A 12,734-nucleotide genomic window follows, 5' to 3' on the forward strand; every position below is an offset into this window, starting at 1 on the left:
CCCCGGAGAGGGCCGCACGAACACCTCGCGGGCCGGTCGCACCAGCTGATGGTGCGGCCGGCCCGCGAGTGCGTCGTCGACCGGCGCCGCGGTGGCGGCGAGGGACGACACGCCGGTCCGCACTGTTCCCCCGATCACCTCGGGCGGGGGAGAACTCCGCGTCCACAGCTGTGGACCGCAGGCGGCCGCCCCGACTGCTTCCGCATCAGGACGCCGATCGCTCTCTCCACAGCGGCTGTGCACCGAGCGGTGGAGGAACTACACGGGTGTGAGTACAGCATCTAGTGGTCGTTTCCCAACGCCGCCCCTAGATGTAGTATTGAAGCAGTGCTCCGGCACGAATGACCACACACGACGCCGCAGCCGTCGGAAGACCAGAGACAGGGGAGCCGCAATGTCCGTCACCGTCTACACCAAGCCGGCCTGCGTTCAGTGCAACGCCACCTACCGCGCCCTGGACAAGAACGGCGTGGAGTACACCAGCGTCGACGTCTCGCAGGACGCCGAGGCCCTCGAGCACGTCCGTGCGCTGGGCTACATGCAGGCCCCCGTCGTCGTCACCGAGAACGACCACTGGTCGGGCTTCCGCCCGGACAAGATCTCGGCGCTGGCCTCCGCGCAGAGCACCGCCTCCTCGGTCGCCTGAGCGTCGAGGCCGGCGAGACCCGCCGGGCGGCGAGCCGCATCCCGGACCCGCCCGTCGGACACGGGCGGGGGAGCGGCGGCTCGCAGGACGCAGCCCCAGCACCCCGCAGCACTCCTCGAGAAGGACCCCGTCGGCGATGATCAAGACCTCGGCCCGGCTGATCTACTTCTCCTCCGCGTCGAACAACACGCATCGTTTCGTGGAGAAGCTCGAGCAGCCCGCGGGCACCACGGCGCGGCTGCCGCTGCGCACCAAGGGCGAGACGCTGCAGGCCACCGAGCCGTTCGTGCTCATCCTGCCGACCTACGGGGCGGCCGGAGGGCGCGGCTCGGTGCCGAAGCAGGTCATCGCGTTCCTCAACGTGGAGTCCAACCGGAATCTGCTGCGCGGAGTCATCGGCGCGGGCAACACGAATTTCCACGACAGCTACTGCATCGCCGGCGACATCGTCGCCGCCAAATGCGGTGTGCCGCATCTGTACAGGTTCGAACTGATGGGCACCGCCGAGGACGTCTCGACGGTGCACGAAGGATTGGAAGAGTTTTGGACACAGCAGTCAAGCCGCTGATCGAGAGCGACGCGGAGCAGGTCTCGCCGGAGGAGCCTCTGGCCAAGGAGGTGCCGCCGCAGTGGCAGGGCCTGAGCTATCACGAGCTCAACGCCATGCTGAACCTCTACAGCGAAGACGGCCGGATCCAGTTCGAGGCCGACCAGCTGGCCGCGCGCCAGTACTTCCTGGACCACGTGAACACCAACACGGTGTTCTTCCACGATCTGGAGGAGAAGCTCGACCACCTGGTCGAGAAGGACTACTACGAGCCCGAGACGCTCGAGGCCTACGAGCGGGAGTTCGTCAAGCGCCTCTTCCAGCGCGCCTACGCGAAGAAGTTCCGCTTCCCGACGTTCCTCGGCGCCTTCAAGTTCTACACCTCCTACGCGCTGAAGACCTTCGACGGCCAGCGCTACCTGGAGCGCTACGAGGACCGGGTCACCATGGTCGCGCTGCATCTGGCCCGCGGCGACGAGGACGTGGCGGTGCGCATCGTCGACGAGATCATGGCCGGACGCTTCCAGCCGGCGACGCCGACCTTCCTGAACGCCGGGAAGAAGCAGCGCGGCGAGCTGGTCTCCTGCTTCCTGCTGCGCGTCGAGGACAACATGGAGTCGATCGCCCGCGGCATCAACTCCTCGCTGCAGCTGTCCAAGCGTGGCGGCGGCGTCGCGCTGTCGCTGACGAACGTCCGTGAGCACGGCGCGCCCATCAAGCAGATCCAGGACCAGTCCTCGGGCGTCATCCCGGTGATGAAGCTGCTGGAGGACTCGTTCTCCTACGCGAACCAGCTGGGCGCCCGCCAGGGCGCCGGGGCGGTGTACCTCAACGCCCACCACCCGGACATCCACCGCTTCCTGGACACCAAGCGGGAGAACGCCGACGAGAAGATCCGCATCAAGACGCTCTCGCTCGGCGTGGTGGTCCCGGACATCACCTTCGAGCTGGCCAAGCGGAACGAGGACATGTACCTGTTCTCGCCGTACGACGTCGAGCGCGTCTACGGCAAGGAGTTCACCGAGATCTCGGTGACCGAGAAGTACTACGAGATGGTCGACGACGCCCGGATCCGGAAGTCGAAGATCAGCGCCCGCGAGTTCTTCCAGACGCTGGCCGAGATCCAGTTCGAGTCCGGCTACCCGTACGTGATGTTCGAGGACACCGTGAACCGGGCCAACCCGATCGACGGCCGGGTGACGATGTCGAACCTGTGCTCGGAGATCCTGCAGGTCTCGGAGCCCTCGCGCTACACCGACGACCTCGGCTACGAGGTCGTCGGCAAGGACATCTCCTGCAACCTGGGGTCGCTGAACATCGCCAAGACGATGGACTCGCCGGACTTCGGGCAGACCATCGAGACGGCGATCCGCTCGCTGACGGCGGTCTCGGACATGTCCGACATCAACTCGGTGCCCTCGATCGCCGACGGCAACCGGCGGTCGCACGCCATCGGCCTGGGGCAGATGAACCTGCACGGCTACCTGGCGCGCGAGCGGGTGTTCTACGGCTCCGAGGAGGGCCTGGACTTCACCAACATCTACTTCTACACGGTGCTGTTCCACGCGCTGCGGGCCTCGAACATCCTGGCGCAGGAGAAGGGCGAGGTCTTCGACGGCTTCGAGCGGTCGGCCTACGCCTCGGGCGAGTTCTTCGACAAGTACACCGAGCAGGTCTGGGAGCCGAAGACCGAGACGGTCCGCCGGCTCTTCGACCACATCGACATCCCGACCCAGGAGGACTGGCGCGCGCTGAAGGCCTCGGTCATGGAGCACGGGATCTACAACCAGAACCTGCAGGCCGTGCCGCCGACGGGCTCGATCTCCTACATCAACAACTCGACCTCCTCGATCCACCCGGTCGCCTCGCCGATCGAGATCCGCAAGGAGGGCAAGCTGGGACGGGTGTACTACCCGGCGCCGTACCTGACCAACGACAACCTGGAGTACTACCAGGACGCGTACGAGATCGGGTACGAGAAGATCATCGACACCTACGCCGAGGCCACGCAGCACGTGGACCAGGGGCTGTCGCTGACGCTGTTCTTCAAGGACACCGCGTCCACGCGCGACATCAACAAGGCGCAGATCTACGCGTGGAAGAAGGGCATCAAGACCCTCTACTACATCCGGCTGCGCCAGCTGGCCCTGGAGGGCACCGAGGTCGAGGGCTGCGTCTCCTGCGCCCTGTGACCGGCTGACCCTCCGCCGCCCCGACGACGGCGACCCGCCGGTCGGTCCGGCCGCCCGCGCCCGCGGACGGTCGGACCGACCCGCGCGGACCGGTAGAGTCGACGTCGCCGGGGCCATCGACCCCCGCGCCTGCATGCGCGAACTCCGCTTGAGAAGGACGGCAGATCACCATGACCACTTCACCTGAGGCGACGCACTCGTCCTCGCTGCTCGATCACGTCGACGCCATCAACTGGAACCGGCTCGAGGACGAGAAGGACGGCGAGGTCTGGGACCGGCTGACCGGAAACTTCTGGCTGCCGGAGAAGATCCCGCTGTCCAACGACATCCAGTCCTGGAACACGCTGACCGACGAGGAGAAGACCCTGACCATGCGGGTCTTCACCGGGCTGACCCTGCTGGACACCATCCAGGGCACCGTCGGCGCCGTCGCGCTGATCCCGCATGCGCTGACCCAGCACGAGGAGGCGGTCTACACCAACATCGCCTTCATGGAGTCGGTGCACGCGAAGTCCTACTCCTCGATCTTCTCCACGCTGTGCTCCACCAAGGAGATCGACGACGCCTTCCGCTGGTCCAAGGAGAACGCGAACCTGCAGCGCAAGGCGCAGATCGTCATGGACTACTACCACGGCGAGGACGGCATGAAGAAGCGCGTGGCCTCCACGATCCTGGAGTCCTTCCTCTTCTACTCCGGCTTCTACCTGCCGATGCACTGGTCGGCCCACGCGAAGCTGACCAACACCGCCGACGTCATCCGGCTGATCATCCGCGACGAGGCCGTGCACGGCTACTACATCGGCTATAAGTACCAGCGCGCGCTGGAGAACGAGACCGAGGAGCGTCGTCAGGAGCTGAAGGACTACACCTACGACCTGCTCATGGAGCTCTACGAGAACGAGGTCCAGTACACCGCCGACCTCTACGACGGCGTGGGCATGACCGAGGACGTCAAGAAGTTCCTCCACTACAACGCCAACAAGGCGCTGATGAACCTCGGCTACGAGCCGATGTTCCCCAAGGAGGTCACCGACGTGAACCCGGCCATCCTCTCCGCGCTGAGCCCCAACGCCGACGAGAACCACGACTTCTTCTCCGGCTCGGGCTCCTCCTACGTCATCGGCAAGGCCGTCGAGACCGCGGACGAGGACTGGGACTTCTGAGCGGACGGAGGACGACGGATGGCTGAGTCGACGACGCCGACGACGACGCCGGCGGCCGAGGCGCCGCCGATGCCGGAGCTCGCCGAGGGGACGTTCCGCTACCGTGCCCTCGGCGAGGGCCGGTACGTCTCGACGGTGCACGCCCAGGGCGCCTGGAACCCGCATGAGCAGCACATGGCCCCGGTCACCGGGCTGCTCGTCCACGAACTGGAGCAGTTCCAGCCGCGGGACGATCTGCGCCTGGCGCGCGTCAGCTTCGACATCCACGGACTCATCCACGCCGGCGAGTTCGAGGTCCGCACGCGGATGATCCGTCCGGGCCGGACCATCGAACTCGTCGAGGCCGAGCTGGTCGCGGGCGGGCGCACCGCCGTCGTCGCCCGCGGCTGGCGGATGCTCACCACCGATTCGCGCGCCGTCGCCGGCGTCGAGGACGAGCCGCTGGATCCGCCGGAGGCCCTGGAGCCGTTCGCGGGGCTGCAGGTCTGGCCCGGCGGATTCATCCGCTCGCTGGAGATCCGGACGCCGACCCGTCGCCGGCCCGGGCGGGGCGCCGCCTGGCTGCGCAGCGAGATCCCGCTGCTCGAGGACGCCGAGGTCTCGCCGCTGGCGCATCTGGCCTCGCTGGCCGACACCGCCAACGGCATCGTTCCCCGGGTGGATCCGGGCCCGGAGTCCTGGGCTTACCCGAACCTCGACCTGCAGCTGCACCTGCATCGCGCCCCGGCCGGGGACTGGCTCGGCGTCGACGTCCGGCAGACCTTCGGAGCCGACGGCGTCGGGCTGACCAGCACTGTGCTGCATGACGAGCACGGGCCCTTCGGCCGCTGCGAGCAGATCCTGACGCTGCGAGCTCCGCGCGGCACGGCATGAGCGCGTCCACCGTCGTCGCCGCCGATGCGGACGCCGGGCCCGATCGCCGCGCCGACGCCGCGGGGGAGCGCACCCGGCTGCTGCTCCACCGGCCGTCCGTCTCGCGGGGTGCGGCCGGCGACCTCGACGCGGCCATCGCCTGGCTGCAGGGCACCCGGAGCGGCGCCACGCCGCCGATGCTGCGCATCTACCGGCCGCGGCCGACCGTGGCCTTCGGCCAGCGCGACCGGCGGCTGCCCGGCCATGGTGCGGCCGCCGAGGCCTGCCGCCGCCGGGGCTTCGAGCCGCTGGTGCGCCGAGCCGGAGGACGGGCGGCGGCGTACCACCCCGGCTGCCTGGTGGTCGACCACATCGAACCGGACCACGACCCCGTGGTGGAGTCCCGGACGCGCTTCTCCCGCTTCGGCGAGCTGCTCACCGAGACGCTGCTCCGCTGCGGGGTCGACGCCCGCTCCGGCGAGATCCCCGACGAGTACTGCCCCGGAGAGCACTCGGTGCACGGCGTCGCCGGCGACCGGCGGGTCAAGCTGGTCGGCACCGCCCAGCGGGTCATCGGCACCGGCTGGCTGTTCTCCTCGGTGATCGTCGTCGAGGACGGCGCGGCGATCCGTCGGGTGCTCTCCGAGGTCTACGAGGCCCTCGGCCTGGACTGGGACCCGCTGACCGCCGGGGCGGCGGAGGACGTGCGTCCCGGGCTGGACGTCGACGCCGTCGAGGAACAGCTGCTGGCGGTCTACCGCGAGCAGCACGAGCTCCTCGCCGGCGAACCCCCGCCGCTGGACTGAACCGGGCCGAGCCGAACCCGTCGCGACGGATCCCGCTCGGCCCGGAGACAGCGCCGGTCGGTTCCGGTCAGTTCCGGCCAGCTCAGGCCTGCTTCCGCCACTCCTCGAGCTGGGGCTTCTCGTCGCCGACCCGAGTGGTCGGCCCATGGCCGGTGTGCACCCGGGTCTCCTCGGGCAGGTCGTTGAAGATCCGGCCCTCGATGGAGTCGAGGATCAGCTCGTAGCTGGAGTAGGAGCGCCCCGTCGCCCCGGGGCCGCCCTGGAAGAGGGTGTCGCCGGAGAAGAGCACCGGCCCGCCGGAGTGGTGCTCGTCGGCGAGGTCCTCGCTGTAGAAGCAGGTCGAGCCCGGCGAATGGCCGGGAGTGTGGATCGCGGTCAGCCGCACATCGGAGACGGTGAAGGTGTCTCCGTCGGTGATGTCGACGTCGGGGGCGGTGTGACCGTGGACCTGCTCCCAGAGCATCGCATCCTCGGGATTCAGGTGGATGCGCCCGCCCACGGCGCGCTGCACGGCCAGGGCCTCGCTGACGTGGTCATTGTGCCCGTGGGTGAGCAGGATCGCGCTGACCTGCCGCTCACCGACGGCTGCGGCGACGGCGTCGGAGTCATGGGCGGGATCGATGACGATCACTTCCTGGTCGTCGCCGACGAGCCAGACGTTGTTGTCCACCTCCCAGGATCCGCCGTCGAGGGCGAAGGCTCCCGAGGTGCTCAGATGCTCGATACGTGCCTGGGACATGGATCTGCTCCTTGATCGTCGCCGCCAGCCCGCCCCGGAATCGGCGCAGTGCCGGATCCGGGGCGGGCTGGCGGTGCTGGTGTGGTGCTGGTGCGGTGTCTCAGCTGATCTCGACGACGCTGCGCAGCACGTCGCCGCGGTTCATGGTCTCGAAGGCCTGCTGGACCTGATCGAGGCCGACGCGTTCGGTGACGAAGGCGTCCAGGTCGAGTCGGCCCTGCTGGTAGAGGTCGACGAGCATGGGGAAGTCACGGGAGGGCAGGCAGTCGCCGTACCAGGAGGACTTCAGAGATCCGCCGCGGGCGAAGATGTCCTGCAGCGGCAGCTGCAGCGTCAGGGAAGCGTCGGGGACGCCGACCAGCACGACCCGACCGGCCAGGTCGCGGGCGTAGAAGGCCTGGGTGTAGGTCGCCGGGATCCCGACGGCGTCGATGACGACATCGGCGCCGTCGCCGCCGGTGTGTGCGCGGATGGCTTCGATCACGTCGGTCGTCGAGGCCTCGACGGTGTGGGTCGCGCCCATCGCCGCGGCGGTCTCGAGCTTCCGGGCGTCGAGGTCGACGGCGATGATCGTGGTGGCTCCGGCCAGCTTCGCCCCGGTGATCGCGGCGGTGCCCACGCCGCCGCAGCCGATGACTGCGACGGATTCGCCGCGGCGGATGTCGGCGGTGTTGAGTGCGGCGCCGATGCCGGCCATGACGCCGCAGCCCAGCAGCCCGACGGCGGCGTCGTGGGAGTCGTCGAGGTCGTCGATGCGGGTGCACTGGCCGGCGGCGACCAGGGTCTTCTCGGCGAAGGCGCCGATGCCCAGCGCCGGCTCCAGCTCGGTGCCGTCGGTCAGGGTCATCTTCTGGGTCGCGTTGGCCGTGTCGAAGCAGTACTGCAGCTGACCCTTCCTGCAGGCGCGGCATTGGCCGCAGACCGCCCGCCAGTTGAGGATGACCTTGTCGCCGACGGCCACGGAGGTGACGTCCGCGCCGACGGCGGCGATGCGGCCGGTGGCCTCATGGCCGAGCAGGTAGGGGAACTCGTCGCCGACTTCGCCCTGCTGGAAGTGCTGGTCGGTCTGGCAGACTCCGCAGGTGTGGACATCGACCAGGGCCTCGCCCGGGCCGGGGTCCGGGACGACGATGGACTCCACAGTCGCCGGGGCGTTCTTCTCGGTGACGACGACGGCGTCGACGGTATGCGGCATGGTCCCTCCCGGGATTCGACGGCTGGTCCCCTCATCATGTCACCGACGGCAGAGCTCGCGGAAGGGCGTCGAGGCCTCCGACCAATCAGAACGCCCAGGTCAGGAGGACGGCTCAGGAAGACGCCTCAGAAGGACAGGGCCTGCGGGAGCTCCACGATGATGCTGACGACGACCAGCAGGTAGAGCAGCACCATCGCCACCCACCACCAGTCGGCGAGGACCCGCCGCAGCCCGCCGGGCACGGGCAGCACCCCATGCTCGACGTTGCGCGCGGTGACCACCGCCGTCATCGGGATCACGGCCGCCCAGACGAGCATGCAGTAGGGGCACAGCGCCGCGATGGCATAGACCGCCTGGGACCAGAGCCAGACGCAGAAGCCGAAGGCGAAGAGCACTCCGACCTGCAGTCCGCCCCAGTACCAGCGCGGCAGCCGGATCCCGCCGAGCAGGCTCACCGCGATCGCCAGGATCAGCGGGAAGCCCACCACTCCGATGAAGATGTTCGGGAAGCCGAAGGTGGCCGCCTGCCAGGACTCCATGACCGCCCCGCAGGAGACCCAGGGATTCACATCGCAGGCGGTGACGTGATCCGGGTCCTGCCAGATCTGGACGCGTTCGTAGAGCAGCAGCATCGTGGCCAGCGCCCCCAGGGCGCCGGTGATCAGCAGCCACAGGCCCGTCCCGCGATCAGTGAAGCGGCGCGGCGCGGCGGGATCCGCGGGTGAGCTCTCGGCGGGGGAATCTGCGGTCATGTCCGCGATTCTACGCGGCCCGGCACGCCGTTCAGAGGGTCCACGATGTGGACCTCGTCGACGGTGTGCGATACTGGGAGGCATCGAGGCACGGTCCACACCCGGGCCTCGTGGAAGCTTGACAGCCTCCGACAACTGCACAGCTGCACCGCGCAGAGGCCCGGCGACGCCGGCACCCGTCGTGGGCGAGGGCATCAGCGGCGCCCGCCGCGCCCCGAGTCCGCACGGCGCATGACGACGCGCATCTTCGAGCATCAAGATGCCGCCGCCGACACTGGCCTCCGGAGCACTTCTTCGAGCAGGCGGCGCAGCGACAGGACGAGGCCGGCAGGCGGCGCCCCGCCGTGCAGAGCGCACACCATCGACAGGTGTCAGCGCCCGGCGAGGTGACCACCGGCCAGACGGACCAGCCATGAGGATTCACCTCGGGCCGCACCCGCCGTGAGAGGGCGGGCGAACGCGGCCCGACGGACGACCGGACCGAACAGCCGGCGCGACGGCGAGTGTGGCGTCGTCGGCGACGGCAGGAGCAATCGACCAATGTCCCACACCGACACGACGCCGACGTCCCAGGACGCATCCGACGACCAGGGCGCGGCGACCCCGCCGGCGCAGGAAGCCGGCCCGTCTGCGGCGGAGGAGACCCCGCAGACCCCCGAGACCACCGCCCCGCAGTCTGCGGAGCCGAGCGAGACCGACGCGGCGAGCCAGGGGCAGGACGGGGCGGAGACCGCTCCGGCGGCCGACCCGACCGCCGTGCTCTTCCAGGCCCCCGATCTCGAGGCCGTCCAGCCCATCCCCGCCGCCGAGGTCGTCGCGGGCGGGGAGTCCGAGGACCCGGAGGAGCCCGAGGACGCGGAGGAGCCCGACGACTCCGGCGCCGCCGACTCGCAGGCCCGGGACTCCGCGGAGTCCGACGACTCGCAGGACGAGGGCGGCGACGCGTCGAACGGCTCCGGCGACGAGGGCCGACGCTCCTCGCGCCGCCGTCGTCGTCGCGGCAGCCGCGGCCGGAGCCGGCAGCCCGAGCAGGGCGGCGACGGCTCCCGGAGCGCCGGGAACGGCCAGGACGACTCCGCCGACGAGGACGGGCAGGACGCGCCGTCCGATGCGTCCGACGGCCACGGCGGCTCGGCAGGATCCGACGGCGGCGAGGTCGTGCGCAAGCGGCGCCGGCGCCGGCGCGGCTCGGTCGACATGGAGGTCGCCGGCGGCGAGGGCGACGACCCCGAGCACACGGTGACCCGGGTGCGCGCCCCGCGGGAGACCGCCGAGGCCGACGCGCCGGCCGCCCCGACCAAGGTCACCGGGTTGAAGGGCTCCACCCGCCTGGAGGCCAAGCGCCAGCGCCGCAAGAACTCCCGCGACGGGGGGCGGAAGCGGCAGGTGATCACCGAGGCCGAGTTCCTCGCCCGCCGCGAGTCGGTGGACCGCAAGATGATCGTGCGCCAGCAGGGCGAGCGGATCCAGATCGGGGTGCTGGAGGACGGCGTGCTGGCCGAGCACTATGTCTCCAACACGCAGCAGGACTCGCTGATCGGCAACGTCTACCTCGGCAAGGTGCAGAATGTGCTGCCCTCGATGGAGGCGGCGTTCGTCGACATCGGCCGCGGACGCAATGCGATCATCTACGCCGGCGAAGTCGACTGGGACGCGGCGAACCTCGACGGCAGGCCGCGCAAGATCGAGAACGCGCTGAAGTCGGGCGACTCGGTCCTGGTCCAGGTCACCAAGGACCCGGTCGGGCACAAGGGAGCGCGCCTGACCAGCCAGGTCTCGCTGCCGGGGCGCTACCTGGTCTTCGTCCCCGGCGGGTCGATGACCGGGATCTCGCGCAAGCTGCCCGACACTGAGCGTGCCCGGCTGAAGAAGATCCTCAAGGAGCAGATGCCGCAGAATGCGGGCGTGATCGTGCGCACTGCGGCCGAGGGCGCCTCCGAGGAGGAGCTGACCAACGACATCAATCGACTGCGGGCGCTGTGGGAGACCATCCAGTCCCAGGCCGCCGACAAGAAGGTCCTCGCCCCGGACCTGCTGTACTCCGAGCCGGATCTGACCATCAAGGTCGTCCGCGACGTCTTCAACGAGGACTTCTCCTCGATGGAGATCCAGGGGCAGGAGACCTGGGACAACGTGGAGGCCTACGTGACCTACGTGGCCCCGCACCTGATCGACCGGCTGCACCAGTGGAATCCGGAGGAGCAGAAGGCCGACGACGTCTTCGCCCACCACCGGATCGACGAGCAGCTCGCCAAGGCCCTGGATCGCAAGGTCAACCTGCCGTCCGGCGGATCGCTGGTCTTCGACCGCACCGAGGCGATGACCGTCGTCGACGTCAACACCGGCAAGTTCACCGGCTCCGGCGGAAACCTCGAGGAGACGGTCACGAAGAACAACCTCGAGGCCGCCGAGGAGATCGTCCGTCAGCTGCGCCTGCGCGACGTCGGCGGGATCATCGTCATCGACTTCATCGACATGGTCCTGGAGTCGAATCGCGACCTGGTGCTCCGCCGGCTGGTCGAGTGCCTCGGCCGGGACCGGACGAAGCACCAGGTGGCCGAGGTGACCTCGCTGGGCCTGGTGCAGATGACGCGGAAGCGCATGGGCACCGGCCTGCTCGAGGTCTTCTCCACCACCTGCGAGCACTGCGAGGGCCGCGGGCTGCACACCCACGGCGAGCCGATCACTCAGACGCCCTCCTACACCTCCGACGGTGAGATGCGGCAGGGCAAGGGCTCCAAGAAGCGCCGCAAGGGCCGTCGCGGCGGCAAGGGCGACGGCGGCGACGGCGGTGGCGGCCAGCAGTCTCAGCAGAAGAAGGACGACCAGGCCGGCGGCCGGCAGCAGGCCGAGGAGAAGGCCAAGCAGGAGCAGGCTCGGCAGGCCCTGGCCCAGGTGGCCGCGGCCACGGCCGAGCAGGCCGAGCAGGCTGACCAGTCCGCCTCGACTGCGGCGGCTGAGTCGGCCGACTCGGACCGCGGTGCCGGCCGGGCCTCCGGTGAGCAGGGTCAGCTTTCCGGCCAGCGCGACGGCGAGAGCCGCTCGGGCCGCCGCCGGTCGCGGCGCCCGCGTCGTGCCGCCCGCAGCGGCGGAGCCCCGACCCGGGCGACGGATGCCGCAGAGGCCGCAGAGGCCGCAGAGGCTGCAGGGGCCGGAACGGCGTCGGCGGACGACTCCGGCGAGGCCCCGGTGCTGACCATCGGCGGAGAGCCGGTGGAGGTGCCCCGCGGCGACCAGCAGGACCGGGCCGCCGACCACGGCGGCGGTCAGGAGTCGGGGGCCGACGTGTCGCTGGACTCGCTGGACGCCGCGCTCGAGTCGCGCAACCAGGACGACTCCGCCGCGGAGAGCGCCGCCGAGGCCGCTGACGAGCGCACGGAGAAGAGCACCGCGAAGAGCACCGCGAAGAACTCCGCGCAGGGCGCCGGGCAGGGCACCGGGCAGCAGGCGGCCGAGCCGACGGCTGCTGCCGCACCGGTCTCGGGGCCGAGCTCGACTCCGGCGGCCGCCGCCGGATCCGGGCGTCCGGCGCGGCGTCGTCGCCGGGGCGCCGGCTCGGCGCAGGGCGCCGGGGGAGAGGTCCATGAGGTCTCCCGGTCGGCGAGCGGCCCGAGCAGCACGTTCTCCGCCTCGGTCGGATCCGTCGCGGATTCGTCGGCGCCGGCCCAGGACGCCGACGCGGAGCCCACCATGTTCGGCGTCGGCGTCTCCGCCGAGGAGCTCGGTCAGAGCGACTCGACGGCGGCGGCCGGGACCGACCAGACTGGCGACGAGGCCTCCTCCGGCTCCGCGTGAGTCCGGGGTCGTCGCGGCGCCCGCCGGCGGCGTGTCGCGGCGGGTCT

Annotated in this window: 10 protein-coding genes; 7 read left to right on the top strand and 3 right to left on the bottom strand. The window is 70.1% G+C overall.

The genetic code is table 11. The features are described from left to right. Positions 1–394: 394 nt before the first annotated feature. From nrdH to ABD652_RS10385, 6 genes are all read left to right on the top strand, one after another. On the top strand, positions 395–646 hold the full coding sequence (gene nrdH / locus ABD652_RS10360) for a glutaredoxin-like protein NrdH (protein WP_344720970.1): 252 nt from the start codon (positions 395–397) through the stop codon (positions 644–646). A gap of 136 nt (positions 647–782) precedes the next feature. Further along, positions 783–1,214 (top strand): class Ib ribonucleoside-diphosphate reductase assembly flavoprotein NrdI, encoded by a 432-nt coding sequence (gene nrdI / locus ABD652_RS10365; RefSeq protein WP_344720972.1) that lies wholly within the window; start codon positions 783–785, stop codon positions 1,212–1,214. 38 nt (positions 1,215–1,252) lie between these two features. Further along, positions 1,253–3,385: a class 1b ribonucleoside-diphosphate reductase subunit alpha gene (gene nrdE / locus ABD652_RS10370; protein WP_344721094.1), complete on the top strand. Its 2,133-nt coding sequence runs from the start codon at positions 1,253–1,255 to the stop codon at positions 3,383–3,385. Between the two features lie 170 nt (positions 3,386–3,555). Then, on the top strand, positions 3,556–4,548 hold the full coding sequence (gene nrdF / locus ABD652_RS10375; RefSeq protein WP_344720974.1) for a class 1b ribonucleoside-diphosphate reductase subunit beta: 993 nt from the start codon (positions 3,556–3,558) through the stop codon (positions 4,546–4,548). Positions 4,549–4,566: 18 nt separating this feature from the next. Further along, positions 4,567–5,421 (top strand): thioesterase family protein, encoded by an 855-nt coding sequence (locus ABD652_RS10380; protein ID WP_344720976.1) that lies wholly within the window; start codon positions 4,567–4,569, stop codon positions 5,419–5,421. After that, on the top strand, positions 5,418–6,206 hold the full coding sequence (locus ABD652_RS10385) for a lipoate--protein ligase family protein (protein WP_344720979.1): 789 nt from the start codon (positions 5,418–5,420) through the stop codon (positions 6,204–6,206). Before ABD652_RS10380 ends, ABD652_RS10385 begins: the two co-directional genes overlap by 4 nt. Before the next feature lie 82 nt (positions 6,207–6,288). Here ABD652_RS10385 and ABD652_RS10390 read toward each other — a convergent pair whose 3' ends face one another. From ABD652_RS10390 to ABD652_RS10400, 3 genes are all read right to left on the bottom strand, one after another. Beyond that, on the bottom strand, positions 6,289–6,945 hold the full coding sequence (locus ABD652_RS10390) for an MBL fold metallo-hydrolase (protein WP_344720982.1): 657 nt from the start codon (positions 6,943–6,945) through the stop codon (positions 6,289–6,291). A 100-nt stretch (positions 6,946–7,045) separates the two neighbouring features. Continuing rightward, a complete protein-coding gene (locus ABD652_RS10395; RefSeq protein WP_344720984.1) occupies positions 7,046–8,140 on the bottom strand; it encodes an S-(hydroxymethyl)mycothiol dehydrogenase in 1,095 nt (364 codons plus the stop codon). A 125-nt stretch (positions 8,141–8,265) separates the two neighbouring features. Continuing rightward, positions 8,266–8,892, bottom strand: a complete 627-nt coding sequence (locus tag ABD652_RS10400; protein ID WP_344720986.1) for a vitamin K epoxide reductase family protein — start codon at positions 8,890–8,892, stop codon at positions 8,266–8,268. Between the two features lie 540 nt (positions 8,893–9,432). Here ABD652_RS10400 and ABD652_RS10405 point away from each other — a divergent pair. Next, a complete protein-coding gene (locus tag ABD652_RS10405; RefSeq protein WP_344720988.1) occupies positions 9,433–12,687 on the top strand; it encodes an Rne/Rng family ribonuclease in 3,255 nt (1,084 codons plus the stop codon). Positions 12,688–12,734: the final 47 nt, after the last annotated feature.

This window comes from Nesterenkonia halobia (assembly GCF_039536005.1).
GTDB classification, from domain to species: domain Bacteria; phylum Actinomycetota; class Actinomycetes; order Actinomycetales; family Micrococcaceae; genus Nesterenkonia; species Nesterenkonia halobia.